Here is a 24,867-nt window from a genome sequence, read left to right on the forward strand (position 1 = left end):
TGCAAAAAGTCTCAAATTCATCAGTTTTTTATTCAAACTGAAGGGCTTGAAATGAGGGGGAAATGGTTTGAAAAGTGGAGTTTTTAGACAAGAAAGACGCGATATGTTATACTGATAACAGTATGTGAAAGGAGAGTTATAAAAATGAAGAAATTTTTTGTAACCCTTGGGCTAGCCATTTTGGTATTGACTGGTTGTTCGCAATCCCAAACAAAGAAAACAACACCCGCTAGCTCATCTAGCAGTTCCTCTGTTAAAAAAGAAGTAAAAAATGTAGAAAAAACCACAACCTTAGTTGGAGATATCAAGGGAACAAAACATCGGGATATCATCAAATCAAAGGGAGATAAGGTTGAAAACCTTCGTATCGAAGTGACAGCTGATCTACCCCAACAACTTGGAACTATCGCAGCAGAGAAGTCACCTGAAGAACTTACAGCAGCCATTCAAGCTTTGCTGGAGCAAAATGAAGACTATAAGAAGCTAAAAACAGTTCCCGGTTTTAGTTTGGAATACACAGTCACACCAGAAAAAAAATTGCTCTCAACAAGTGTGATTGACATCAACCTAATTGACGCCAAGTCTCTAGAAGAAATTTCTTACTTCAAAGATGCTGGTCTCAATGATTTGAAAAACATGAAGGCAGATGCCTTGGTCAAGGCCTTGAAACTGCATGGCATGAAAGAAGAAGGTCAGTAAGAAGAATAGAAAAAGTCGAGTGAAGTCACTTGGCTTTTTTTAGTGACTTTTGTCATGTGAGCGAGTGACAAAATCATCTAGTGGGCAGTTATTCCTTTCGCTATAATATAGTCAGAAAGTAAGAGGTAAGGAAAAATGAAACAATGGATTTATAAAGTATTTACGTTAACAGTGGTTGGAATGGTCGTCTATTTGATCTTTTCAAAGGATGATAGTCTCTATTACCATTTTCCTTGGGAATTATTTGCTGGAATTGGTATCATGAGTTGGGCCGTTCAAGAAGGTCTAAAAATGGTCAAGGCTGTTAAAAAGGAGATGGAGCAATGAAAAAGAAACTTGAAATTGGATTGGTAGCTGTTTTGTGTTTGCTCCTTTGGGCGACTGAGATGATGACGGGCTGGTTTTCTGCCCATTTTCCTAGCTGGTTTTTCCAAACGGTTTGGGGAGTGACCTTGGTCGTCTATGTCATCATTCCAGCTGGCCAAATCTGGTTGAAAGGAGAGTCTCATGAGTGTCATTAGAGTAGAGAACTTGAACAAAAGTATCAAAGGAAAGGTGATCCTAGAAGATCTTTCTTTCACAGTTGAGAGAGGGGATTGCTTGGCTTTGATTGGGCCAAACGGAGCTGGGAAAACAACATTGATGGATTGCCTCCTAGGGGATAGGAAGGTGACTTCTGGAATCATTAAAATAGAAGGAAAAGCTCCTGGTCATCCTCAGTTAAAGGATAGTGTCTCTTATCTCCCTCAAGAGAATGCCATCGTTCAAAAGCTAACCGTGCAGGAACTGATCAGTTTCTTTCGCTCCATTTATCCCAACCCTTTAACGGTCAATGACATCGATGATTTATTGCGTTTTACTCCAGAACAAAAGAAGCAATTAGCCAGTAAGCTGTCTGGTGGGCAAAAGCGTCTCTTATCCTTTGTGTTGACCTTGATTGGTCGTCCCAGTCTCCTATTTTTGGATGAGCCAACGGCTGCCATGGATACGTCCACTCGCCAACGCTTTTGGGAGATCGTCGGGCATTTAAAGGACCAAGGTGTGACTATTGTCTATTCTTCCCATTACATCGAGGAAGTAGAGCATACAGCTGATCGGATTTTGGTCTTGCACCAGGGCCATTTGCTTCGGGATACGACGCCTCTAGCCATGCGAAGCGAAGAGGTAGAAAAACATTTCACCCTTCCTTTGCGTTACAAAGCTCTAGTGGCCGAGATGGAAGGGATTGGTCAAGTGACGGTCAAACCCGATGCCCTTCAGGTTGTGACAGGTGATGCCAATCGTTTGTGGAGGCGATTGCAGGAAGAAGGCTGTTCGATCCAAGAGATCGAGGTGACCAATAGAAGTTTATTGGATTCTATTTTTGAAAATACAAAGGAAGTAGGTAGAGAAGATGAAACGCATGAAAGCTCTCGGCGTGGTTGAGTGGCATTTGACTAGACGCCAAGCCATTTATTACTTGTTATCAATTGGGATGCCAACGGCCTTTTATCTCTTCTTTTCAGGGATGTACCAGGAAACACCAGGAGCACCTGCTCACTTTATGAGGGATTATCTCCTTTCTATGACGGCATTTTCTATGATGTCTACGGCTATCTTTTCTTTTCCAACAGTTCTTGAAACTGATCGACTCAACAATTGGCAAAAAGTCTTGCGCCATACCCCGGTATCTATGGTAGAATATTATCTAATAAAGGTTGCGGGTCTCTTTGTAGACTTTCTCCTATCGATTGGAGTTGTCTTTACTGTGGGCCATGTGGTGCGCCATGTGAATATGTCCCTACAGGATTGGGTCTTAGCGGCCTTCCTTCTCATCCTAGGAAGTCTAGCTTTTGTAGCTATCGGTCTGGTCTTGACCTTGCTTCCTTCCAGTCAATTGATGTCGGTTGCAGGCAATCTCCTCTATATGGGACTGGCTGTTATGGGTGGCCTATGGATGCCTATTAGTGTCTTTCCAGAATGGATGCAAGCCATCGGCAAATGCTTACCAACCTATCAATTGATGGAACTGATTAAGACCTTTTTAAACAAGGGGCAGGTTAATGTCTTTGCGAGTGTCTATTTAACCTTGTTTACCCTGGTCTTGTTTGCCCTTGTTATCATCTATCGTCGTCATTCTGAGGTTCGTTCATGATTGAAAAACTCAAGCGTATCCATTATATGTTTTACGCTAGCCTAGTCTTTATGGGCTTTCCCTTTATCTCTATTTTATTAGGGGAGGTCCCCTACTGGCACTTCTTTTTAGCCCTCTTGTTTATTGCTTCCTATCTAGGAGTCTTGATTACTGAAAACAAAAAGCTGACCTGGATTTGTTGGCTATACCTCCTAGCCTATGTAGCAGGAAATACTCTTTTTATTAACGCCAACTATTTTTGGTTTTATTTCTTCATCAGCAACCTATTGGTCTATCACTTTGAGATTCGCAATTTTCGCTCTCCCTATCTTTGGACAGTTTTTCTATCGCAATTCCTGCTTTTTGGGGCCATCTTTTTCAAACAGAGTGCGATGGAGTATGAATGGGTATTTTTAATCATTATTTTCTTTTTTACCCATGCCATGACCTACGGCATGATTCGGATTCGGATGGTGGAAGAGTTGAAAGCTGACCATGCCAAGCAAAATGCCCAGATCAATCTCTTGTTGGCAGAAAACGAGCGCCATCGGATTGGCCGCGATCTGCATGACAGTCTAGGACACACCTTTGCCATGCTCAGTGTCAAGGCGGACCTAGCTGATCAATTCTTAGCATTGGGTCAGGTTGAGAAGGCGCAGGAGCAGGTGCAAGAGATTCAAGCTATCAGTCAAGAGTCCATGCACCAAGTCCGAGAGATTGTGGAGAACTTGAAGCAGCGAACCCTGACAAGAGAGCTAGAAACTGTCCAGCAAATGCTAGAAGTGGCGCAAGTCAAAGTGGAGATTCAGAATGAGCTCGATACAGCTAGCATCTCGCCGATCCTAGAGTCTGCTCTGGCCATGGTGTCTCTGGAATTAGCCACTAATATGATCAAACATGCCAAAGCGACGCAGGCCTTTCTCTCTTATTGCTCCACCGAGACAGGTGTAGAAATGGTTGCAGAAGACAATGGCATCGGCTTTAGTAAAGTTTCCGATAAGGATCTGCACTCGATCCGCGAACGGATTGCCTTATTGGGAGGAGAGTTAGAGATCAGTCGTCGTCACAAGCCAACCCGCATAGAAATACGGATCCCCTATCAAGAAAGGAAATAAGATGCGCTTATTAGTTGCTGAAGACCAAAGTATGTTACGCGATGCCCTCTGTCAGCTCTTGCTTTTGCAAGAGGATGTAGAAGAAGTCTTGCAGGCTGGAGACGGGCAAGAAGCTATTCGCTTACTCGAAACCCATCCAGTTGATATTGCTATCTTAGATATTGAGATGCCCATCAAAACAGGGATAGAAGTGTTGGAATGGGCCAAAAGTCAACAACCCCAGCTCAAGGTTGTCATCGTTACCACCTTTAAGCGACCGGGTTACTTTGAGCGGGCCCTGAAGGCTGGAGTCGATGCCTATGTCTTAAAAGAACGCCGCATTACGGATTTGATGGCCACTCTGCATACCGTTTTAGCAGGGCAAAAAGAATATTCGCCTGAATTAATGGAAGGGATTTTGACCCATCCCAATCCTCTAAGCCCTCAAGAAAAGGCAGTTCTAAAAGAAGTCGCAAAAGGGGCTTCTAACCAAGAAATTGCTGATCGCTTATTTCTCTCAAACGGGACCATCCGCAATTATATGTCAGCCATTCTGACCAAGTTGGATGCGGAAAACCGGACCGAGGCGGCAAAAATTGCCCAAGAAAAGGGTTGGTTATAAGGAAAAAAAGTTTCTAGGAGTTCCTAGAGACTTTTTTCTGATAGACCTAGCATTTTTAGAAAAACTCTCATTCTTCGGATTTGGATAGAAAATTCAGAAAATTTACTATTTTTCCTTGAAATATTTTCTAAAAATGGTATGATAGTAGCATGCTAATTTGATATACAAAGTACTGGAAAGGAGAGACATGGAGAAAATTACCTTAGAAACTGCAAAAACCGGTTCAGAGCTCGTTCTTGAAACCCTGCGTGATTTGTGCATTGACACGATTTTTGGTTATCCTGGTGGAGCGGTTTTGCCTTTATACGATGCCATCTATAGCTTTGAGGGTATCCAGCATATCTTGGGTCGTCATGAACAAGGATGCTTGCATGAGGCTGAAGGCTACGCCAAATCAACTGGAAAGCTGGGTGTCGCAGTCGTCACTAGTGGACCGGGGGCGACCAATGCCATTACAGGGATTGCAGATGCCATGAGCGATAGCGTTCCCTTATTAGTCTTCACTGGTCAAGTCAATCGTGCTGGGATCGGGAAAGACGCCTTCCAAGAAGCGGATATTGTGGGAATTACCATGCCCATCACCAAGTACAACTATCAAGTACGTGAGACGGCAGATATTCCGCGAATTATCACAGAAGCTGTCCATATTGCGACGACCGGCCGTCCTGGCCCTGTGGTAATTGACCTTCCAAAGGATGTGTCTGCTTTAGAAACAGATTTTATCTATGAACCAAGTGTGAAGCTTCCAAGCTACCAGCCTACCATTGAACCCAATGAATTGCAGATCAAAAAGATTTTGAAGCAATTGAGTAAGGCTAAAAAACCAGTTCTTCTTGCTGGTGGTGGAGTGAGTTACGCTGGAGCTGCAAAAGAGTTGATTGCTCTAGCAGAGCGCTATCAGATTCCAGTAGTGACTAGTCTTTTAGGTCAAGGAACGATTGCGACCAGTCATCCTCTTTTCCTAGGGATGGGAGGAATGCACGGATCCTTCGCGGCCAATATCGCTATGACAGAGACGGATTTCATGATCAGTGTTGGTTGTCGATTTGACGACCGTTTGACAGGGAATCCAAAGACTTTCGCTAAAAATGCTAAGGTTGCCCATATCGACATTGATCCTGCAGAGATTGGTAAGATCATTGCTGTCGACATTCCTGTGGTTGGCGATGCAAAGAAAGCCTTGCAGCAGTTGCTAGCAGAACCAACGGTTCATAACAACACAGAAAAATGGATCGAAAAGGTGACCCAAGATAAGAACCGGGTTCGTTCATACGACAAGAAAGAACGGGTTGTGCAGCCACAAGCTGTGATTGAACGCATCGGAGAGTTGACCAAGGGGGACGCTATTGTCGTCACAGACGTTGGACAACACCAAATGTGGGCAGCTCAATACTATCCTTACCAAAATGAGCGCCAATTGGTAACATCTGGTGGTCTAGGAACGATGGGATTCGGTGTTCCTGCAGCTATCGGAGCGAAAATTGCCAATCCAGATAAAGAAGTTGTTCTCTTTGTCGGAGATGGTGGTTTCCAAATGACCAACCAAGAATTGGCGATCTTAAATATTTATAAGGTTCCGATCAAGGTCGTTATGCTCAACAACCACTCGCTTGGGATGGTCCGTCAATGGCAAGAAGCCTTCTATGATGGTCGGACGTCAGAGTCAGTCTTTGATAGCCTTCCGGATTTCCAATTGATGGCGCAAGCTTACGGGATCAAGAATTATAAATTTGATAATCCTGAAACTCTTGAGAAGGATTTGGAAGTCATCACAGAAGATGTACCAATGTTCATCGAAGTAGACATTTCTCGGAAAGAGCATGTCTTGCCGATGGTACCAGCTGGTAAGAGTAATCATGAGATGTTGGGGGTGAAGTTTAATGCGTAGAATGTTAACAGCCAAACTTCAAAACCGATCAGGTGTTCTGAACCGCTTTACTGGAGTCTTGTCGAGACGTCAAGTCAATATCGAAAGTATCTCTGTTGGCGCAACAGAAAACCCTAATGTATCGCGGATTACCATTATCATTGATGTTGCTTCGCATGATGAAGTAGAGCAAATCATCAAACAGCTCAACCGCCAAGTGGATGTGATCCGTGTCCGGGATATCACTGATAAACCACACTTGGAGCGCGAAGTGATCCTGGTGAAAGTTTCTGCACCTGCTGAGAAGCGGGCGGAAATCTTGGCCATTATTCAACCTTTCCGTGCGACCGTGGTCGATGTAGCCCCAAGCTCTATCACCGTTCAAATGACGGGAAATGCAGAAAAGAGCGAAGCCCTCATTCGTGTTATTCGACCTTATGGGATTAAAAACATTGCCCGCACCGGTGCAACCGGATTTACTCGAGATTAATTCTCACCTTAACATTGTCAACTCCGCCTTAAAAAGGCAAATAATAAAATAGAAAAGAGATTTTACTTATGGCAGTTCAAATGGAATACGAAAAAGACGTTAAAGTTGCAGCATTAAACGGTAAGAAAATTGCTGTGATCGGTTATGGTTCACAAGGACATGCGCATGCACAAAACTTGCGTGACTCAGGTCATGATGTCATCATCGGTGTACGTCCAGGTAAATCATTCGATAAAGCAAAAGAAGATGGTTTTGATACCTATACAGTAGCAGAAGCAACTAAATTGGCAGACGTGATCATGATTTTGGCTCCGGATGAAATCCAACAAGAATTGTACGAAACTGAAATTGCGCCAAATCTTGAAGCGGGTAATGCTGTTGGTTTTGCACACGGATTCAATATCCACTTTGAATTCATCAAAGTTCCAGCGGATGTCGATGTCTTTATGTGTGCACCGAAAGGACCAGGTCACTTGGTTCGTCGTACTTATACTGAAGGATTTGGTGTACCAGCACTTTACGCAGTCTATCAAGATGCTACAGGTAATGCGAAAGATATCGCTATGGACTGGTGTAAAGGTGTTGGTGCGGCACGCGTTGGTCTTCTTGAAACAACCTACAAAGAAGAAACGGAAGAAGATTTGTTCGGAGAACAAGCTGTACTTTGTGGTGGTTTGACTGCCCTTATCGAAGCTGGTTTTGAAGTATTGACTGAAGCCGGTTATGCTCCAGAATTGGCATACTTTGAAGTTCTTCACGAAATGAAATTGATTGTGGACTTGATCTACGAAGGTGGCTTCAAGAAAATGCGTCAATCAATCTCTAACACTGCTGAATACGGTGACTATGTATCAGGCCCACGTGTCATCACTGAGCAAGTGAAAGAAAATATGAAAGCTGTTCTTGCTGACATTCAAAATGGTAACTTCGCTAACGACTTTGTTAACGACTACAAAGCTGGACGTCCAAAATTAACTGCTTACCGTGAACAAGCTGCTAACCTTGAAATTGAAAAAGTTGGTGCTGAATTGCGTAAAGCGATGCCATTCGTTGGTCAAAACGACGATGACGCCTTCAAAATCTACAACTAATTGTCTGTAGAAGACTAAGCAAGTTGGGACACCCTGGCTTGCTTTTTTGATCAATACACAAGAGGTATGAAATGATAACAGCAAAAGATGTGGCTAAGGCCCATAAAATATTAAGAGGAGTCGTTGTTAATACGCCTCTTGAATACGACCACTATTTATCTGAAAAATATGGGGCAAAGATTTATTTGAAAAAAGAAAACGCCCAACGTGTTCGTTCGTTCAAGATTCGTGGAGCGTATTTTGCAATTTCTCAACTCTCAAAAGAAGAGCGGGAACGTGGTGTAGTGTGTGCTTCTGCAGGAAACCATGCGCAAGGAGTTGCTTATACTTGTAATGAAATGAAGATTCCAGCGACCATCTTCATGCCGATTACAACACCGCAACAAAAGATCGGCCAAGTCCGATTCTTTGGTGGGGATTATGTAACAATTAAGTTGGTCGGGGATACCTTTGATGCATCAGCAAAGGCGGCCCAAGAATTTACTCTTGCAGAAAAACGGACCTTTATTGACCCGTTTGATGATCCACACGTACAGGCTGGCCAAGGGACAGTGGCCTATGAAATTCTTGAGGAAGCTCGAAAAGAATCGATTGCCTTTGATGCTGTCCTTGTCCCTGTCGGTGGAGGAGGCCTCATTTCAGGTGTTTCTACCTATATCAAAGAAACGGATCCTCGGATTGAAGTCATTGGGGTAGAGGCCGAAGGAGCGCGCTCCATGAAGGCTGCTTTTGAAGCAGGTGGTCCCGTCAAATTACCAGAAATCGATAAGTTTGCAGACGGGATTGCTGTGCAAAAGGTAGGACAATTGACTTATGAAGTGACCCGTCAACATGTGGAAACCCTGGTTGGGGTCGATGAAGGCTTGATTTCAGAGACCTTGATTGATCTTTATTCTAAGCAAGGGATCGTAGCCGAACCAGCAGGAGCAGCTAGTGTGGCCTCCCTTGAAATCTTGCGCGAATACATCAAGGGGAAAACCATTTGTTGTATTATCTCAGGTGGGAATAATGATATTAACCGTATGCCTGAGATGGAAGAACGGGCTTTGATCTACGATGGAGTAAAACACTACTTTATCGTCAACTTCCCACAACGTCCGGGTGCACTTCGCGAATTTGTAAATGATATCTTAGGACCAAATGATGATATCACACGTTTTGAATACATCAAACGTGCTAGTAAGGGAACTGGCCCTGTCTTGATTGGGGTTACTTTGGCCAATAAGCATGACTATGCAGGCTTGGTTAACCGTATCGAGCGTTTTGATCCGTCTTTCATTAACTTGAACGGCAATGAAACACTCTATAATATGCTGGTCTGAGTATCATGCAGAAATAATCGACTATTTAAGCAATATATTTTTAGGGAATATATTGCTTTTTTATGAAGACTTGTGATATGATATGCGTAAATTAAAAGGAGGAACTTTTTATGCCTGGATTTTTTATCTTTATTTTATTCTTGCTAATGGTTGCAGGATTCATTGTGATTAGCTCACTATATGTGGTCAAGCAACAATCAGTTGCCATCATCGAGCGTTTCGGACGTTATCAAAAAATTAGCGATAGTGGCATTCATATGCGAGCGCCTTTTGGCATCGATAAAATTGCCGCACGAGTTCAATTGCGCGTCTTGCAGAGTGAGATCGTGGTTGAAACAAAAACTCAGGATAACGTGTTCGTTACCATGAATGTGGCGACGCAATACCGAGTGAACGAAAGCAACGTAAAGGATGCCTACTACAAACTCATGCGTCCAGAATCACAGATTAAATCATACATTGAAGATGCTCTTCGTTCTTCTGTGCCTAAGTTGACCTTGGATGAATTATTTGAGAAAAAAGATGAAATCGCTCTTGAAGTTCAAAAACAAGTGGCAGAAGAAATGTCAACTTATGGATATATTATTGTTAAAACCTTGATCACCAAAGTTGAGCCAGATGCCGAAGTGAAACAATCCATGAACGAGATCAATGCAGCGCAAAGAAAACGCGTGGCAGCTCAGGAGTTGGCAGAAGCAGATAAGATCAAGATCGTTACTGCTGCCGAAGCTGAGGCGGAAAAAGACCGTTTGCACGGGGTTGGTATTGCCGAGCAACGGAAGGCCATTGTCGATGGATTGGCAGACTCTATTAAAGAGTTAAAAGGTGCGAATGTAGACTTGACCGAAGAGCAAATCATGTCTATTCTCCTAACCAACCAGTACTTAGATACCTTAAATAATTTTGCAGATAAAGAAGGGAATAATACGATTTTCCTACCAGCAAACCCTGATGGCGTTGAAAACATTCGTACACAAATATTATCAGCCCTGAAAGCAAAGTAAACTTTTTATCATTTTTTAAAAAAGGTTCGTATTTTCAGCAATTTTAGTTGACAAAATTTGCAAAAAAATTTATATTAGTATTGGAAATAATAATATAGGAGAAAGACCATGGCTAAATCGAACTTTGAAAAAGTAGAATCAGTTGTTGGATGGGTACGCGATAAGAAAATTACAGGGTATCGTATCAGCAAAGAAACAAATGCCCGTGAAATGTCTATCATTGCCTTGGCTCAAGGACGTGCAAAAGTAAAGAATATCTCGTTTGAAACTGCACTTGGATTGATTGATTTTTATGACAAAAATCATCAAAAATTCGAAGATTAATTTGTTGTTCCAATTGAAAACCAGAGAGTGTGCTCTCTGGTTTTTTTCTATGCCTCAAAAGCAGAAGCGGTACAAAAAACAGCTTGCTTCCATACTGGTAAGCAAACTGTTTCAAGAGATTAATGTAAGAAGCGTTGAAGGAATTCCTTGGTCCGTTCTTCTTTTGGATTGCTAAAGATTTCTTTTGGATCTCCTTGCTCAGCGATGACACCCTTGTCCATGAAGATGACCCGGCTAGAGACATCGCGGGCAAATTCCATTTCGTGGGTGACGACAATCATGGTGAGTCCTTCTTTAGCGAGGTCCTGCATGATTTTCAAGACTTCCCCAACCATTTCTGGGTCTAGGGCAGAAGTTGGTTCATCGAAGAGAATGGCATCAGGATCCATAGAGAGGGCGCGTGCGATGGCGACCCGTTGCTTTTGACCACCTGAAAGTTGTTTCGGACGGGCAGCCCAATATTGAGATCCCATACCGACTTTTTCAAGGTTTTCTTTGGCAACTTTCTCTGCAGTCTCACGATCACGCTTGAGGACGGTTGTTTGTGCAACGATCGTATTTTCCAAGACGTTTAAATTTTCGAAGAGATTAAAGCTTTGGAAAACCATCCCTAATTTCTCTCGGTAGTGGGTAAGATCATACTCAGGATCAAGAACATTTTGTCCACGATAGAGAATCTCTCCAGCAGTAGGAGTCTCTAGAAGATTGATGGAGCGAAGGAAGGTTGATTTTCCGCTACCAGAGCTCCCGATGATGGAGATCACCTCTCCTTTTTCAACCGTAAGCGAAATATCTTTCAAAACCTCATTTTGACCATAAGATTTTTTTAAATGTTGAATTTCAAGAATTTTTTCTGACATTATTTCACCTCATTGACTTGCATTTGATTGGCACCTGTAGTATAAGTATCAGAATCTAAGCGACGTTCGATGTAGCGAAGAATTCGTGTGATGGTAAAGGTGAGAACGAAGTATATCACAGCGATGATCGTAAAGGTTGGGAAGTATTTGAAGTTCTGTGTAGCAACCGTATTTCCTGTAAAGTACAGTTCAACTACAGAGATAACGTTCAAGACAGAGGTATCTTTAATATTAATGACGAATTCATTCCCTGTCGCTGGCAAAATATTGCGAACAACCTGTGGAAGGACAACCTTACGCATGGTTTGTCCATGGGTCATTCCCAGTGCCGTAGCTGCTTCAAATTGCCCTTTGTCAACAGCATAAATCCCACCACGAACAATTTCACTCATGTAGGCACCTGTGTTGATGGATACGATGACAATGGCAGCGAGGGTCCGGTCGATTGAAATCCCAAAGGCTTGAGCTGTTCCGTAGTAAATAACCATGGATTGTACAATCATAGGTGTCCCACGGAAGATTTCAATATACACATTCAAGAACCAACCAAAGGCAGTTTGGAATCCAGCAAGGACTTTATTTTTTGCCTTTGGAGCTGTCCGGTAAACTCCAATCAATAACCCAATAATCAAACCGGCAATTGTCCCAGTCATAGAAATCAAGAGGGTCATTCCGGTTCCACGTAAGAACTGTGGACTACTTTCTTTTAAGATGTTTACAACTTGGTCAAAGAACGATTCTTTACTCTCAGTAATATCTGTTGAAACAGGTTGTTTTGTCACCATGTCGTCCATTAGTTTGACCTGTTCTTTAGTGGAAATGTTTGCTAAAGCAGCATTGACTTTGTCAATCCGGCTATCACCTTTTTTCATACCGATAGCGATCGCGGCATCTTCTTCGCCAACTTTAAAACCATTTTTGAATTGAATCATTTTAAAATTTGAATTGGCAGATTCAGCTGTCAATGCTTCGGGACGTTCTGAAACATAGGCATCGATGACACCAGATTCTAAAGCTTGGCGCATTTGGGCAAAGTCGCCCATAGCAGTTACTTTTTTAGAACCTTTTAGTTGTGAAATAAGATTATATAGGTAGACACCTTGTTGAGAGGTGACCTTTGCATCTTTAAAGTCATCTAAGGTAGTAGCATTTGCATAGTTTCCATCTTTGCGAACGAGCATAACTGGCTCACTGGTATAGTAGCTGTTAGAGAAAGCTATTTCTTTTTTTCGTTCTGCGGTAGGGCTCATCCCTGCAATGATCATATCAATTTTTCCAGATGATAAAGCTGGGATTAGTCCATTCCAAGATGTTTTGACAATTAGTGGTTTTTTTCCAAGTTTCTCTGCTACCTTTTTGGCGATTTGAACATCATATCCATTGGCATATTGATTCGTACCATCAATCTTAACAGCCCCATTTGAATCGTCTTTTTGAGTCCAGTTAAAAGGTGCATAGGCGGCCTCCATACCAATGCGCAGATAACCCTCTTCTTTTACAGGGTGAGTGATCGCCAGAAAAATTAACAGAAAAGTTACTATTCCGACAAAGACTCCAATGATTGTTTTTTTCATTTTTTCTCCTCTTCCTTATTTTAACTTCTCCTATTGTACAGTAAAATAGGCTACATTTCAAACATACTCCTCTTTTTATTTAAAAAATGTTATAATAATACAAAGGAGCGTGATCAAATGAAAAAGTATTTGTATGTTTTTTTCGCCTTTCTGGCCTGCCTTTTTGTCAGTCAGAATGTCCATGCATCTAGTCCATCTTATGATGTACTTTACTATGGTGGAACCTTGACCTTGGACACCTGGGACGACGCCACCTATGAGGAAGAACTGGTTTATTATTTCAAAGATTCTTATAGAGGGCAGTATGTTAGCCTAGGAACTGCGGGGAACATGCCACAAGGCTTTGCAATTGAGATACCGCCAAAGGTTGAGGTGGAAGGTCGTGAGCTTCAAAGAGAACCCGAGATTACGAATCTAGGTGATGGCTACCGAGTGAAAATTTATAACAGTGGTGTAGCGACAGATACAGTCAAAATTAAAGTTACATGGAAATTAAAAAATCTCCTCTATTCACACAAGGATATCTTGGAGTTGAACTGGAAACCGATCACAGATGGGGATCAGAAGGTGGACGAGGTTCAATTTCGTGTTATTCCTAAGTTTGCGCCCGCAAATGCCCAATCGGAACTGTATATCCATACAGCCTTTATGGGACCGGATGTGACTGTAAAGAAAGAAGATGGAATCTATTCTGCCACTTTCTATAACCTAGGCAAAGGAAAAGCTGTGGAGTTGTATGGTTACTGGTTGAAGTCAGACCTAACTACCTTGTATGATTCTGGTCGAAATACAGGATTGACCAAATTGGATGAATTTCACAAGAACCAAGCTAAAATTGAACAGGAAAAATACTGGACACGCATGTTTTGGAACTGGATCTTACCAGCCTTATTGATTGCACTCTGGCTTCTTTCTCTCTTGGGTCGCAAACGGTTCAAAAAAATGATTTGGCCTGGTGTGACTTATCCGACTGATACTCGTCTTTATGAAATTCCACAGGATATTGCACCTCTTGTCATGAGCTCGGTTGTTTATTCAGCTGAATTAGACGAGGCCTCCCCTACCAATAAAGAGAAGGCAACTCCGCCGGTGTTTACATTTGAAAAAATGCTTCAAGCTACATTGCTGGATTTGATGGATCGTGGAGTGATTGTCTACGAGCAACAAGGAAATGAAGTCGTTTTGACCAGAAAGTCTCATGGGCATGTAGATGATTTTGAACGTTCCTTTATGAATATGGCTTTTGGGGATCAAGTTTCCTGTCCTGTTAACCGTCTCTTTGAGAATTATAAATTTAGTGATGATGTATACAAACATGCCAAAAAAGCAGATCAAGATGCCATTCGTTCACTAGGAAGTTGGGCTCAAGGCCACTTTGATACGGCTGTCAACCAAGTGGCCCGAGATGTTCATCGCAAGGTGGAAGATCTCCATTTGCCAAGCTACTATCGCCCTTTAGAAGCAAAAGAAGAAGCGCAAGCTAGACGAAGTCTCTTCTTTGGTTGGGCTGCTTGGTTTATCGCCCTTGGAGCAGAAATCTTTGCCATCTTTGGGATGGGTTGGTTCTCTGTTCCTTGTTTGATAGGGATCCTCATACTTTGGTTTATGCCAGTGCGCTTCAATGGTGTCTTTAAAGCCTGCCTACGAGATGGTGTTGTCAATCTTGCGGGTGCTGAGCAACGCTATTACTGGGATAGTTTTGGTCGGATGTTGAAAGAGATTGCCCACCTCAACGATGCAGAGTTGCAGTCTCTGGTCCTATGGAATCGCTTATTGGTCTATGCGGCCTTGTATGGTGTAGCTGATCAGGTCACAAAGGTCATGAAGCTTCGGAATATTCATTTAGAAAATCAAGCCTTAAACGCCTTCGTTTACACCCCGTTCTATCATGATGTGACCCACTCAAGTCATGCCATGTCTACTTATGGATCGACAGCATCGACAGCTAGTCATTTCACAGTTTCCTCTGGTAGTGGAGGAGGTTTCTCTGGCGGAGGAGGCGGAGGAGGCTTTGGTGCCTTCTAAGTAGCACTAAGAATGGTCTTGGTAGCTCTTTCCCTTCTAGTTTAGAAGGCCTGGTCCAGTCCATAGATTTATGATATAATAGAGCAAATGTAAGTTTAGGAGAAAAAGATGTTTCTGATCGAATTAATCAAGGCGGTTCTTTTTGGGATTGTCGAGGGGATTACAGAATGGTTACCGATCTCAAGTACAGGTCACTTGATTCTGTTACAGGATTTTGTGCAGTTTAAAAATCAAGATCCGGCCTTTATGGAGATGTTCAATGTCGTGATCCAATTGGGTGCAATCCTAGCGGTTGTGGTGATATATTTCGATAAATTGTATCCCTTCAAACCTGGTAAATCTCCACTAGAAGTACGTCGGACCTGGCAATTATGGGCAAAAGTTGCGGTTGCAACCCTCCCTCTTGTCTTTGTTTTTAAATTGGATGATTGGTTTGAGGCGCATTTCCACAATTCGATTTCCGTTGCGATTATGTTGATCACTTACGGGATTGCCTTTATCTATCTGGAAAGACGAGAACAAGTTGAGCCAGCAGTAACGGAATTGCATAAGCTACCTTATCGAACAGCTCTTTATATCGGACTCTTCCAAGTTTTATCGCTATTTCCAGGAACAAGCCGTTCAGGTGCTACTATTGTAGGTGGCTTGATCAATGGTGTTAGCCGCCCGGTGGTGACAGAATTTACCTTTTATTTGGGGATCCCAGCCATGTTTGGGGCTAGCCTCTTAAAGGTTGGGAAATTCGCTCTTAGCGGACATTCACTAGCATTGGGGCAACTCTTTATTCTACTGGTAGCGATGGGAGTGGCCTTTGTGGTCAGCATGTATGCCATCCGCTTCTTGACAGATTATGTGAAAAATCATGATTTCACCGTCTTTGGGAAATACCGGATTGTTCTTGGTTCCATCTTGCTATTGTATGGACTCTTCCGTATTATTTTCTAAGAGAACGGTTGAACTTGATCAAATTGTTTTCTGAGGTTGGAGACTTTTGTCCCGACCTCTTTTCGATGCATCCTTTTTTTGAATTCTATCCAATTTTTTAGTATAATAGTAAGACTAGAAGTATGAGGTTATGCTATGAAGATGAAGCAAATTAGTGATTCAACAATTAAGATCACGATCCAACTAGAAGACTTAGAAGAACGTGGGATGGAAATTGCTGATTTCCTTGTCCCACAAGAAAAAACAGAAGAATTTTTCTACGCCATTTTGGATGAGCTCGAAATGCCAGAAAGCTTCCTGGATAGCGGGATGCTGAGTTTTCGTGTGACACCAAAACCAGACAAATTGGATGTTTTTGTTACCAAATCAAAAATTGACCAACAATTGGATTTTGAGGATTTGTCAGATCTTCCTGATATGGAAGAGTTGTCGCGCATGACGCCAGATGAATTTATCAAAACCTTGGAAAAAACAATCTCTGATAAGACAAAAGGGGATGCAGAAGCCATTCACCATTTGGAACAAGAAGAGTTGCGGGACAATCAAGAACAAGATCCGACACCTGAAGCGCCAGTAAGTCAGTATATTTATTACATTTTGCGTTTTTCAAATATCCAGCAAGCAGTTGCCTTTTCAAAAACGGTAAGCTTTCCAGTGGATACCTCTGAATTATACAAAATGGGATCTGATTATTATTTAACTGTCTTGATCGATACAGAGGATCAACCAAATCAATATCCAACCTGGTTACTTGCCATCATTCGGGAGTATGCGGATGATTCAGAAGTGACACGGGCCGTTCTGCAGGAACATGGTCACTTACTAATGGTGTCTGGTGCGATTGAGAATTTGAAGAAAGTTGCTAGCTTATGATGTCCTTTTCCTTGCAATTTGTTCTGGTGCTGATTGGGACTTTTATGATTGCCTTGGTATTGACGCCCTTGGTTCGCTTGTTCTCCTTTAAGATTGATGCCGTAGATTATCCGAATGCGCGTCGGATCAATACCAAGCCCATGCCAAGCGCGGGTGGACTGGCTATCGTGATTGCTTTTTCAATTGCGACTCTCGTGTTTATTCCTATGCTGACATCCACCACCGCACCAATCAAAAGTTACCTATCCTATACCTTGCCGGTCGTAGGAGCGGGATGGATTATCGCTCTTACAGGCTTGATCGATGATGTAAAAGAGTTGTCAGCCAAGAAAAAGATGATCGGTATCCTGCTGGCAGCGAGTCTGGTCTGGTTTTTGACAGATTTTCGGCTGAATGATTTCAAGATTCCGTTCGGTGGTCCCTTACTTCATTTTGAACCATGGCTATCGTATCTTTTGACAGTGATTTGGATTGTTGCCATTACCAATGCAGTCAATCTGATTGATGGATTAGATGGCTTGGTGAGTGGGGTCTCTATTATTTCCCTAGTGACAATGGGGATTGTGTCCTATTTCTTTCTACCAGTACCCAATCTCTTTCTGACCATGACGATCTTTGTCTTGGTTGCGTCCATTGCAGGTTTCTTTCCCTTTAACTACCATCCGGCCATTCTCTATTTGGGAGACACCGGTGCCTTGTTTATCGGATTTATGATTTCTGTCTTGTCCTTGCAAGGTTTGAAAAATGCGACAGCTGTTGCGGTAGTCACACCAATGATTATCCTCGGAGTACCGATTACAGATACCTTTTTAGCCATTATCCGTCGGACCCTATCTGGTCAAAAATTTTATAAACCGGATCGCAATCACTTGCACCACCGACTTCTTTCTCTGGGCTTGACACATCGGGGAACTGTACTTGTGATCTATGGGATTTCGATGATTTTCTCCTTGATTTCTCTCTTGCTCAACATCTCGAGTCGCATTGGGGGTGTCCTACTTGTGATCGGGCTCTTGTTTGGAGTAGAGTTGTTAGCAGAATTGATTGGGGTTTTAGGGCCACATCATAGTCCTTTGTTAAATGTTCTGCGCTATATAGGGAATTCTTCCTACCGGGAGGAAGTTCGTCAAAAACGAAAAGAAAAAACTAAATAAGAATAGTTCTAATCAAAAGAAAAGCCATTTAGGCTTTTTTTTGATATACTTGAAAGGTAAAAAAATACTTTGTGATGAAGGAATCGATGCTTTGAGAACCTTCTAGACTTCAAAGTAAAAAGAAAGGGAATGCAATGTCGACATTAGAAATTAAAGACCTTCACGTTGAAATTGAAGGCAAAGAAATTTTAAAAGGTGTAAACCTGACCCTAAAAACTGGTGAGATCGCAGCTATCATGGGACCAAACGGAACAGGGAAATCTACTCTGTCAGCTGCCATTATGGGAAACCCAAATTATGAAGTAACCAAAGGGGAGATTCTCTTTGATGGTGTCAACATCTTGGAATTGGAAGTAGACAAACGTGCACGGATGGGCTTGTTCCTTGCTATGCAATACCCTTCAGAAATCCCAGGGATTACCAATGCAGAATTTTTACGTGCAGCCATGAATGCTGGTAAAGAAGAGGACGAGAAGATCTCTATTCGTGATTTCATCAAAAAATTGGATGAAAAGATGGAACTGCTCAACATGAAAGAAGAAATGGCAGAACGCTATTTGAACGAAGGCTTCTCAGGTGGTGAGAAAAAACGCAATGAAATCCTTCAATTGTTGATGTTGGAGCCAACATTTGCCCTTTTGGATGAAATTGACTCTGGTTTGGATATCGATGCTCTTAAGGTCGTATCTAAAGGGGTTAATGCAATGCGGGGTGAAGGTTTTGGAGCGATGATCATCACCCACTACCAACGTTTGTTGAACTATATTACTCCTGACGTCGTTCATGTGATGATGGAAGGTCGTGTTGTGCTTTCAGGTGGACCAGAATTGGCTGCCCGCTTGGAACGTGAAGGCTATGCCCAACTCGCAGAAGAACTCGGTTACGACTATAAAGAAGAACTATAACCTGATGACAAGTGATCTAATGTTGTCATAAAATCAAACAGATAGTATCTTTATTAGGAGAAAAAAATGAGTATTGAAAATATTACCCTCTTTTCGGAACTGCATGCTGAGCCAAGCTGGCTGCAAGATTTACGAAAAAAAGCTTTTGACAAGATCGATCAGTTGGAATTGCCAGCCATTGAACGCGTCAAATTCCACCGCTGGAATCTTGGGGATGGGACGATCACAGAAAGTGAGGCTTCTGCCAATGTTCCTGATTTTACAGCCCTCGATTCAAACTTAAAATTGGTCCAAGTTGGAACTCAAACTGTATTTGAACAGGTGCCACAAGCCTTGGCAGACCAAGGAGTCCTTTTCACAGATTTCCATACTGCCCTAGAAGAAATTCCGCAGGTGGTAGAAGATTACTTCATGTCTTCGGTTAAATACGATGATGACAAACTAGCAGCATACCACACAGCTTATTTTAATAGTGGGGCTGTCCTTTATGTTCCAGACAATATCGAAATTGCAGAACCAATCGAAGGCATTTTCTACCAGGATAGCGACAGTGATGTACCTTTTAATAAGCACATTTTGATTATCGCAGGCAAAAACAGTAAGTTCAGCTATTTGGAACGCCTAGAATCAAAAGGTAATGGCTCAGCAACAGCAACTGCTAATGTGACGGTTGAGGTGATCGCCCGCTCAGGTGCCCAAGTGAAATTTGCGGCGATTGACCGCCTGGGTGAAAATGTCACAGCCTACATCAGTCGACGTGGAAAACTAGGTCAGGATGCCAGCATTGATTGGGCTATCGGTGTTATGAACGAAGGTAACGTGGTTGCAGATTTTGACAGTGACTTGGTTGGAAACGGAAGTCATGCAGATTTGAAAGTCGTTGCCTTATCAAGCGGTCGTCAGGTACAAGGAATTGACACCCGCGTGACCAACTTTGGTTGCAACTCGATCGGAAATATCTTGCAACACGGGGTTATTCTTGAAAAAGGAACCTTGACCTTCAACGGAATTGGTCATATTATCAAGGGGGCTAAAGGAGCAGATGCCCAGCAAGAAAGCCGTGTCTTGATGTTATCGGATCAAGCACGTTCAGATGCCAACCCAATCCTCTTGATTGATGAAAATGACGTCACAGCAGGCCATGCTGCATCGATCGGTCAAGTGGACCCAGAAGATATGTATTACCTCATGAGTCGTGGTCTGGATCAACACACAGCAGAACGCTTAGTGGTGCGTGGTTTCTTGGGATCTGTTATTGTTGAAATCCCAGTTAAAGAAGTACGTGATGAAATGATTGCTACCATCGAAGAAAAGTTATCTCAACGCTAAGGAGAAACAATGCTAGATAAAAATACGATTGCTCAAGATTTTCCCATTCTCGATCAACTAGTCCACGATGAGCCTTTGGTTTATCTAGATAATGCAGCGACGACGCAAAAACCTAAACGTGTTCTTGAAGCAGTTAATCACTATTATTTGCAAGATAACGCCAATGTCCACCGTGGAGTCCATACCTTGGCTGAACGAGCGACAGCTGCTTATGAGGCGGCGCGTGAGAAAGTCAGAAAATTTATCAACGCTTCATCAACCAAGGAGGTGCTCTTTACAAGAGGGACAACGACTGGACTCAACTGGGTAGCCCGCTATGCAGAAGAAGTCTTAAAGGAAGGGGATGAAGTCCTGATTTCCATCATGGAACATCACTCCAACATCATTCCTTGGCAGCAAGCCTGCAAGAAGACAGGAGCAAAACTGGTCTATGTCTATCTAAAAGATGGCTTACTGGATATGCAGGACTTAAAGAGCAAGCTTAGTGAGAAGACAAAATTTGTCTCCATCACCCATGCTTCGAATGTCTTAGGGGTGGTCAATCCGATCAAGGAAATTGCTCGATTAGCTCATGAAGTTGGAGCGATCATGGTCGTAGATGGGGCTCAATCAACCCCTCATATGGCCATTGATGTACAAGACTTAGATGCGGATTTCTTTGCTTTTTCTGGCCACAAGATGGCTGCACCAACAGGGATTGGTGTCCTCTATGGGAAGGAAGAAATCTTAGAGCAAATGTCTCCGATCGAGTTTGGGGGCGAGATGATTGACTTTGTTTACGAACAATCTGCATCTTGGAAGGAATTGCCTTGGAAATTTGAAGCTGGAACACCTAATATGGCGGGCGCAATTGGTCTTGGTGCAGCAATCGATTACTTAGAAGAGCTGGGTATGGACCAGGTAGAAGCGCATGAGCAAGAACTGATTGCCTATGTGTTTCCAAAATTACAGGCTATCGAAGGCTTGACTATCTATGGTTCCCAAGACTTAGCCCAACGTTCTGGCGTCATTTCTTTTAATCTAGGGGATCTCCATCCGCATGACTTAGCAACAGCACTAGATTATGAAGGGGTTGCCGTTCGTGCAGGTCACCACTGTGCACAACCGCTCCTTCAATACCTACAAGTCCCAGCGACAACGAGAGCAAGTTTTTATATCTACAACACCAAAGCGGACTGTGATAAATTAATTGAGGCATTGATCAAAGCAAAGGAGTTTTTCAATGGCACTTTCTAAATTAGATTCGCTGTACATGGCGGTCGTAGCTGACCATTCAAAACACCCCCATCACCAAGGGCAGATTGAAGATGTTGATCAGATCCAACTCAACAATCCAACTTGTGGAGATGTGATCCAGTTAAGTGTGAAATTTGATGAGAATGACAGGGTGGAAGATATTGCCTTTGTTAATTCAGGCTGTACGATCTCAACAGCTTCAGCTAGTATGATGACAGATGCTGTAATGGGAAAAACAAAAGAGGAAGTTGAAGAATTGGCACAGGTCTTTTCAGAAATGGTCCAAGGCCAGTCAGATCCTCGGCAAGAGGAGTTGGGAGATGCAGCCTTCTTATCTGGAGTCTCAAAATTCCCACAACGGATTAAATGTGCAACCCTCTCCTGGAATGCTCTCAAAAAAGCGATCGAACGTAGCAAATAATTAAAAGAAGAAACAGAGAAAGAAAGGAAATTATGGCTGAAGAAAGAGTCGAACCGAAACCAATTGATCTCGGTGAATATAAATTTGGATTTCACGATGACGTTCAACCCATTCTCTCTACCGGGAAGGGATTGAATGAAGCGGTTATTCGTGAATTGTCTGCAGCAAAAAATGAACCAGAATGGATGCTCGAATTCCGTTTGAAATCTTTTGAAACCTTCCAAAAGATGCCCATGCAAACCTGGGGAGCCGATCTATCAGAGATTGACTTTGATGATTTGATCTATTATCAAAAACCTTCGGATAAACCTGCCCGTTCATGGGACGAAGTTCCAGAGAAAATCAAGGAAACCTTTGAGCGTATTGGGATTCCTGAAGCAGAACGTGCTTACTTAGCAGGGGCTTCTGCTCAGTATGAATCAGAAGTGGTTTACCACAATATGAAAGAAGAGTTTGAAAAGTTGGGGATTATCTTTACCGATACGGATTCTGCCCTAAAAGAATATCCAGATCTTTTCAAACAGTATTTTGCGAAGTTGGTACCACCAACGGATAACAAATTGGCTGCCCTCAACTCAGCAGTCTGGTCTGGTGGAACCTTCATTTATGTGCCAAAAGGCGTAAAAGTAGACGTTCCCCTTCAAACTTACTTCCGTATCAACAATGAAAATACAGGTCAGTTTGAGCGTACCTTGATTATCGTGGATGAGGGAGCAAGTGTTCACTATGTAGAAGGCTGTACAGCACCGACCTATTCAAGCAATAGCCTCCATGCCGCGATTGTTGAGATCTTTGCCTTAGATGGTGCTTATATGCGTTACACGACCATCCAAAACTGGTCAGACAATGTCTACAACTTGGTCACCAAGCGGGCCAAAGCTCAAAAAGATGCCACAGTTGAGTGGATCGATGGGAACTTAGGAGCCAAGACAACCATGAAGTATCCATCTGTTTATCTGGATGGAGAAGGAGCGCGTGGGACCATGTTGTCCATTGCCTTTGCGAATGCAGGTCAACACCAAGATACAGGTGCCAAGATGATCCACAATGCCCCTCACACTAGCTCGTCTATCGTGTCGAAATCCATCGCGAAAGGTGGCGGAAAGGTAGACTACCGTGGACAAGTTACCTTTAACAAAAATTCCAAGAAATCAGTTTCTCACATTGAGTGTGACACCATTATCATGGATGATTTATCTGCATCAGATACCATTCCATTTAATGAAATCCACAACTCACAAGTTGCTTTGGAGCACGAAGCTAAGGTTTCAAAAATCTCAGAAGAACAACTGTATTATTTGATGAGTCGTGGTTTGTCTGAATCAGAAGCGACAGAAATGATTGTCATGGGATTTGTAGAGCCCTTTACAAAAGAACTTCCAATGGAATACGCCGTTGAGTTAAACCGACTCATTAGCTACGAAATGGAAGGATCTGTAGGATAATTCGTTTTAATAGCAAAATAAAATCACAATGGATTTGACTCCATTGTGATTTTTTTGCTTATAGCTTTTCGTTGACATAACGAACGAATTCATTCCACCAAACCTTTAAGAAGAAGCTTTTCTCAATGGTTCTTCCTGCTACCATATCGACCGTTGGCTCTTGATCTTCTAAGTAGCCACGTCCGATTTTATCTGGATCAGTGTAGTGTATTTTTCCAAGATTTGTGCCTGATTTGACAGGTGCTCGGAATGATTCTTGGTCACTCTTGAATTGAATTTTTGGTTCTGCTTGACTACCTTGTTTTTCGACGATATAGAAGTCTTTTTTTGCAACAGCTAAAACAGTCTCTGACTTCCCATCCATGATAGTTGCCTTACTTTTTCCGTAGGGATCTCCTTCTTTTACGACAATGGAAGAAACAAAGGTCCGTACCACGTAGTTCATCAGAGAAGAAGTAGCCACAAAACGTGCATATGGATCACCGTCAACTGCCTCCACTCCTAGGACAACCGTGATCATGTGGATGCCATTTTGCGTCGTTGAAGCAGCAAATGTGATACCACCTTTGGTAGAGTTGCTGACCCGAAGGCCGTCGACTCCCGAACGGTAATTCGGCATGCCTTCTAGCATCAGGTTGGGGTTTTCAATCTGCGTGTTTGAAAAAAGAGCAGTGGGTTTTGAAGTATATTTGGTCACTTCAGGAAAATCCTGGAGTAAGTGCTTGGCAATGACAGCAATATCATAAGCACTCAATTGATTTTCGTCTCCTTTCCCGTCAGGATCTCCGCTAATGGTTTGAGTATTTAATCCGGTAGCATTAATTAAATGAGGAGATTGAATGCCCCATTCAGAAAGTTTTTGCTTCATTTTTTCAACGAAGCTTTTTTCGGAGCCCCCCACTTTCTCAGCTAAGGCCAAGGCAGCAGTACTAGAATTTCCAACTAAAAGAGCAGTCAATAACTGTTCAACCGTATATTGGTTCGCTTCCATAGGAAGAGTACCAGCACCTTCGATATCATTTAAAGCCAGAGCTTTCTCAGACAATTTGATAGGATCTTTTAGAGAAAGTTTTTTTTCATGAATAGCTTCGAAAATCAGATAAGTGGTCAAGAGTGTAGATAGACCCCCCACATCTCGCTTTTTCTCTGAATCCTTTTCATATAAAATTTTACCTGTATCAGCTTCAACAGCAATAGCACTTTGAGCAGGAAGTTCTAGCTCATCTGCCAGAACGACTTGATAAGGTAAACTGCATAACAGCAGGATGAAGGTTAAAAAAGAAAGAAAGAATTTTTTCACAGTTGTTTCCTCGTTGCTTAGTCCTCTATATTGTATCATACAAATGATTAATGGAAAATTGTAAAATCATCAATTAGGCTAAAAAGTCAGTCATAGCAAGGTTTTTGAATAGTGATAAAACGAATATTCAGAAAATTTAGTTTACTTTTTTTTCTACTTGTGATATAATCTTAA

General features: G+C 42.4%; 25 protein-coding genes. 22 read left to right on the forward strand and 3 right to left on the reverse strand.

The features are described 5' to 3' along the window. The first annotated feature begins 144 nt into the window (after nucleotides 1–144). The 13 genes from HMPREF2893_RS05615 (at nucleotide 145) to HMPREF2893_RS05675 (ending at nucleotide 10,626) form a co-directional block, all read left to right on the forward strand. Entirely contained in the window at nucleotides 145–699 is a 555-nt protein-coding gene (locus tag HMPREF2893_RS05615) for an SP0191 family lipoprotein (RefSeq protein WP_070674918.1), read from the forward strand. 135 nt (nucleotides 700–834) lie between these two features. Next, complete coding sequence (locus HMPREF2893_RS05620) at nucleotides 835–1,026, forward strand: hypothetical protein (protein WP_031576469.1); 192 nt, start codon at nucleotides 835–837, stop codon at nucleotides 1,024–1,026. After that, a complete protein-coding gene (locus HMPREF2893_RS05625) occupies nucleotides 1,023–1,220 on the forward strand; it encodes a hypothetical protein (protein WP_031576466.1) in 198 nt (65 codons plus the stop codon). The genes HMPREF2893_RS05620 and HMPREF2893_RS05625 overlap by 4 nt, the downstream gene beginning before the upstream one ends. After that, the gene (locus HMPREF2893_RS05630) at nucleotides 1,207–2,124 is read left to right on the forward strand and encodes an ABC transporter ATP-binding protein (protein WP_031576464.1); all 918 of its coding nucleotides are present in this window, start codon (nucleotides 1,207–1,209) and stop codon (nucleotides 2,122–2,124) included. Before HMPREF2893_RS05625 ends, HMPREF2893_RS05630 begins: the two co-directional genes overlap by 14 nt. Then, nucleotides 2,093–2,833 carry an ABC transporter permease gene (locus tag HMPREF2893_RS05635; RefSeq protein WP_031576461.1) on the forward strand — a complete coding sequence of 247 codons (741 nt, stop codon included), beginning with the start codon at nucleotides 2,093–2,095 and terminating at the stop codon, nucleotides 2,831–2,833. Before HMPREF2893_RS05630 ends, HMPREF2893_RS05635 begins: the two co-directional genes overlap by 32 nt. Beyond that, a complete protein-coding gene (locus HMPREF2893_RS05640) occupies nucleotides 2,830–3,927 on the forward strand; it encodes a sensor histidine kinase (protein ID WP_048714776.1) in 1,098 nt (365 codons plus the stop codon). The genes HMPREF2893_RS05635 and HMPREF2893_RS05640 overlap by 4 nt, the downstream gene beginning before the upstream one ends. 1 nt (nucleotide 3,928) lies before the next feature. Further along, a complete protein-coding gene (locus HMPREF2893_RS05645) occupies nucleotides 3,929–4,528 on the forward strand; it encodes a response regulator transcription factor (protein WP_031576457.1) in 600 nt (199 codons plus the stop codon). Nucleotides 4,529–4,715: 187 nt separating this feature from the next. After that, entirely contained in the window at nucleotides 4,716–6,416 is a 1,701-nt protein-coding gene (locus tag HMPREF2893_RS05650) for an acetolactate synthase large subunit (RefSeq protein WP_070674921.1), read from the forward strand. After that, complete coding sequence (gene ilvN / locus HMPREF2893_RS05655) at nucleotides 6,409–6,885, forward strand: acetolactate synthase small subunit (protein ID WP_003010242.1); 477 nt, start codon at nucleotides 6,409–6,411, stop codon at nucleotides 6,883–6,885. The genes HMPREF2893_RS05650 and ilvN overlap by 8 nt, the downstream gene beginning before the upstream one ends. 68 nt (nucleotides 6,886–6,953) lie before the next feature. After that, nucleotides 6,954–7,976, forward strand: a complete 1,023-nt coding sequence (ilvC, locus tag HMPREF2893_RS05660) for a ketol-acid reductoisomerase (protein ID WP_003010246.1) — start codon at nucleotides 6,954–6,956, stop codon at nucleotides 7,974–7,976. Between the two features lie 71 nt (nucleotides 7,977–8,047). Then, on the forward strand, nucleotides 8,048–9,298 hold the full coding sequence (ilvA, locus tag HMPREF2893_RS05665; protein ID WP_003015520.1) for a threonine ammonia-lyase IlvA: 1,251 nt from the start codon (nucleotides 8,048–8,050) through the stop codon (nucleotides 9,296–9,298). A 110-nt stretch (nucleotides 9,299–9,408) separates the two neighbouring features. Next, nucleotides 9,409–10,302 carry an SPFH domain-containing protein gene (locus tag HMPREF2893_RS05670; RefSeq protein WP_003010253.1) on the forward strand — a complete coding sequence of 298 codons (894 nt, stop codon included), beginning with the start codon at nucleotides 9,409–9,411 and terminating at the stop codon, nucleotides 10,300–10,302. A 108-nt stretch (nucleotides 10,303–10,410) separates the two neighbouring features. Then, nucleotides 10,411–10,626 carry a capsule biosynthesis transcriptional regulator gene (locus HMPREF2893_RS05675; protein ID WP_003004771.1) on the forward strand — a complete coding sequence of 72 codons (216 nt, stop codon included), beginning with the start codon at nucleotides 10,411–10,413 and terminating at the stop codon, nucleotides 10,624–10,626. A 119-nt stretch (nucleotides 10,627–10,745) separates the two neighbouring features. Here HMPREF2893_RS05675 and HMPREF2893_RS05680 read toward each other — a convergent pair whose 3' ends face one another. Then, complete coding sequence (locus HMPREF2893_RS05680; RefSeq protein ID WP_049498720.1) at nucleotides 10,746–11,486, reverse strand: amino acid ABC transporter ATP-binding protein; 741 nt, start codon at nucleotides 11,484–11,486, stop codon at nucleotides 10,746–10,748. Beyond that, the gene (locus HMPREF2893_RS05685) at nucleotides 11,486–13,060 is read right to left on the reverse strand and encodes an ABC transporter substrate-binding protein/permease (RefSeq protein ID WP_070674924.1); all 1,575 of its coding nucleotides are present in this window, start codon (nucleotides 13,058–13,060) and stop codon (nucleotides 11,486–11,488) included. The genes HMPREF2893_RS05680 and HMPREF2893_RS05685 overlap by 1 nt, the downstream gene beginning before the upstream one ends. 117 nt (nucleotides 13,061–13,177) lie before the next feature. On the opposite strand from HMPREF2893_RS05685, the gene HMPREF2893_RS05690 reads away from it, so the two are divergent. The 9 genes from HMPREF2893_RS05690 to sufB all read left to right on the forward strand — a co-directional run bounded on the left by HMPREF2893_RS05690 (nucleotide 13,178) and on the right by sufB (nucleotide 23,393). Then, a complete protein-coding gene (locus HMPREF2893_RS05690) occupies nucleotides 13,178–15,085 on the forward strand; it encodes a DUF2207 domain-containing protein (protein WP_070674927.1) in 1,908 nt (635 codons plus the stop codon). Between the two features lie 108 nt (nucleotides 15,086–15,193). Next, nucleotides 15,194–16,030: an undecaprenyl-diphosphate phosphatase gene (locus HMPREF2893_RS05695; RefSeq protein WP_070674930.1), complete on the forward strand. Its 837-nt coding sequence runs from the start codon at nucleotides 15,194–15,196 to the stop codon at nucleotides 16,028–16,030. Between the two features lie 135 nt (nucleotides 16,031–16,165). Continuing rightward, nucleotides 16,166–16,903: an adaptor protein MecA gene (gene mecA / locus HMPREF2893_RS05700; RefSeq protein ID WP_003013950.1), complete on the forward strand. Its 738-nt coding sequence runs from the start codon at nucleotides 16,166–16,168 to the stop codon at nucleotides 16,901–16,903. Further along, on the forward strand, nucleotides 16,900–18,057 hold the full coding sequence (locus HMPREF2893_RS05705; RefSeq protein ID WP_049485793.1) for a glycosyltransferase family 4 protein: 1,158 nt from the start codon (nucleotides 16,900–16,902) through the stop codon (nucleotides 18,055–18,057). Before mecA ends, HMPREF2893_RS05705 begins: the two co-directional genes overlap by 4 nt. Before the next feature lie 134 nt (nucleotides 18,058–18,191). After that, nucleotides 18,192–18,962 carry a Fe-S cluster assembly ATPase SufC gene (gene sufC / locus HMPREF2893_RS05710; protein ID WP_070674933.1) on the forward strand — a complete coding sequence of 257 codons (771 nt, stop codon included), beginning with the start codon at nucleotides 18,192–18,194 and terminating at the stop codon, nucleotides 18,960–18,962. Nucleotides 18,963–19,028: 66 nt separating this feature from the next. Next, a complete protein-coding gene (gene sufD, locus HMPREF2893_RS05715) occupies nucleotides 19,029–20,291 on the forward strand; it encodes a Fe-S cluster assembly protein SufD (protein ID WP_070595573.1) in 1,263 nt (420 codons plus the stop codon). 9 nt (nucleotides 20,292–20,300) lie between these two features. Continuing rightward, nucleotides 20,301–21,527 (forward strand): cysteine desulfurase, encoded by a 1,227-nt coding sequence (locus tag HMPREF2893_RS05720; RefSeq protein ID WP_070674936.1) that lies wholly within the window; start codon nucleotides 20,301–20,303, stop codon nucleotides 21,525–21,527. Next, a complete protein-coding gene (gene sufU, locus HMPREF2893_RS05725; protein WP_003010276.1) occupies nucleotides 21,514–21,948 on the forward strand; it encodes a Fe-S cluster assembly sulfur transfer protein SufU in 435 nt (144 codons plus the stop codon). Before HMPREF2893_RS05720 ends, sufU begins: the two co-directional genes overlap by 14 nt. Nucleotides 21,949–21,980: 32 nt before the next feature. Next, on the forward strand, nucleotides 21,981–23,393 hold the full coding sequence (gene sufB / locus HMPREF2893_RS05730; protein WP_070674939.1) for a Fe-S cluster assembly protein SufB: 1,413 nt from the start codon (nucleotides 21,981–21,983) through the stop codon (nucleotides 23,391–23,393). Nucleotides 23,394–23,451: 58 nt separating this feature from the next. Here the strand turns inward: sufB and HMPREF2893_RS05735 are convergent, their stop codons facing one another. Next, nucleotides 23,452–24,693: a serine hydrolase gene (locus tag HMPREF2893_RS05735; RefSeq protein WP_070674942.1), complete on the reverse strand. Its 1,242-nt coding sequence runs from the start codon at nucleotides 24,691–24,693 to the stop codon at nucleotides 23,452–23,454. Nucleotides 24,694–24,867 lie beyond the last annotated feature (174 nt).

This window comes from Streptococcus sp. HMSC072C09, from assembly GCF_001813105.1.
Classification (GTDB): domain Bacteria; phylum Bacillota; class Bacilli; order Lactobacillales; family Streptococcaceae; genus Streptococcus.

Excerpts from the sequence above, each read along its gene's own strand:
- sufU (WP_003010276.1), top strand. The coding sequence starts at position 21,514 with ATGGCACTTTCTAAATTAGATTCGCTGTACATGGCGGTCGTAGCTGAC.
- HMPREF2893_RS05635 (WP_031576461.1), top strand. The coding sequence starts at position 2,093 with ATGAAACGCATGAAAGCTCTCGGCGTGGTTGAGTGGCATTTGACTAGA.
- HMPREF2893_RS05705 (WP_049485793.1), top strand. The coding sequence starts at position 16,900 with ATGATGTCCTTTTCCTTGCAATTTGTTCTGGTGCTGATTGGGACTTTT.
- HMPREF2893_RS05615 (WP_070674918.1), top strand. The coding sequence starts at position 145 with ATGAAGAAATTTTTTGTAACCCTTGGGCTAGCCATTTTGGTATTGACT.
- ilvN (WP_003010242.1), top strand. The coding sequence starts at position 6,409 with ATGCGTAGAATGTTAACAGCCAAACTTCAAAACCGATCAGGTGTTCTG.
- HMPREF2893_RS05670 (WP_003010253.1), top strand. The coding sequence starts at position 9,409 with ATGCCTGGATTTTTTATCTTTATTTTATTCTTGCTAATGGTTGCAGGA.
- HMPREF2893_RS05645 (WP_031576457.1), top strand. The coding sequence starts at position 3,929 with ATGCGCTTATTAGTTGCTGAAGACCAAAGTATGTTACGCGATGCCCTC.
- HMPREF2893_RS05680 (WP_049498720.1), bottom strand. The coding sequence starts at position 11,486 with ATGTCAGAAAAAATTCTTGAAATTCAACATTTAAAAAAATCTTATGGT.
- ilvA (WP_003015520.1), top strand. The coding sequence starts at position 8,048 with ATGATAACAGCAAAAGATGTGGCTAAGGCCCATAAAATATTAAGAGGA.
- mecA (WP_003013950.1), top strand. The coding sequence starts at position 16,166 with ATGAAGATGAAGCAAATTAGTGATTCAACAATTAAGATCACGATCCAA.
- HMPREF2893_RS05690 (WP_070674927.1), top strand. The coding sequence starts at position 13,178 with ATGAAAAAGTATTTGTATGTTTTTTTCGCCTTTCTGGCCTGCCTTTTT.
- ilvC (WP_003010246.1), top strand. The coding sequence starts at position 6,954 with ATGGCAGTTCAAATGGAATACGAAAAAGACGTTAAAGTTGCAGCATTA.
- HMPREF2893_RS05675 (WP_003004771.1), top strand. The coding sequence starts at position 10,411 with ATGGCTAAATCGAACTTTGAAAAAGTAGAATCAGTTGTTGGATGGGTA.
- HMPREF2893_RS05620 (WP_031576469.1), top strand. The coding sequence starts at position 835 with ATGAAACAATGGATTTATAAAGTATTTACGTTAACAGTGGTTGGAATG.
- HMPREF2893_RS05720 (WP_070674936.1), top strand. The coding sequence starts at position 20,301 with ATGCTAGATAAAAATACGATTGCTCAAGATTTTCCCATTCTCGATCAA.
- sufC (WP_070674933.1), top strand. The coding sequence starts at position 18,192 with ATGTCGACATTAGAAATTAAAGACCTTCACGTTGAAATTGAAGGCAAA.
- HMPREF2893_RS05695 (WP_070674930.1), top strand. The coding sequence starts at position 15,194 with ATGTTTCTGATCGAATTAATCAAGGCGGTTCTTTTTGGGATTGTCGAG.
- HMPREF2893_RS05630 (WP_031576464.1), top strand. The coding sequence starts at position 1,207 with ATGAGTGTCATTAGAGTAGAGAACTTGAACAAAAGTATCAAAGGAAAG.
- HMPREF2893_RS05640 (WP_048714776.1), top strand. The coding sequence starts at position 2,830 with ATGATTGAAAAACTCAAGCGTATCCATTATATGTTTTACGCTAGCCTA.
- sufD (WP_070595573.1), top strand. The coding sequence starts at position 19,029 with ATGAGTATTGAAAATATTACCCTCTTTTCGGAACTGCATGCTGAGCCA.
- HMPREF2893_RS05685 (WP_070674924.1), bottom strand. The coding sequence starts at position 13,060 with ATGAAAAAAACAATCATTGGAGTCTTTGTCGGAATAGTAACTTTTCTG.
- HMPREF2893_RS05625 (WP_031576466.1), top strand. The coding sequence starts at position 1,023 with ATGAAAAAGAAACTTGAAATTGGATTGGTAGCTGTTTTGTGTTTGCTC.
- HMPREF2893_RS05650 (WP_070674921.1), top strand. The coding sequence starts at position 4,716 with ATGGAGAAAATTACCTTAGAAACTGCAAAAACCGGTTCAGAGCTCGTT.
- sufB (WP_070674939.1), top strand. The coding sequence starts at position 21,981 with ATGGCTGAAGAAAGAGTCGAACCGAAACCAATTGATCTCGGTGAATAT.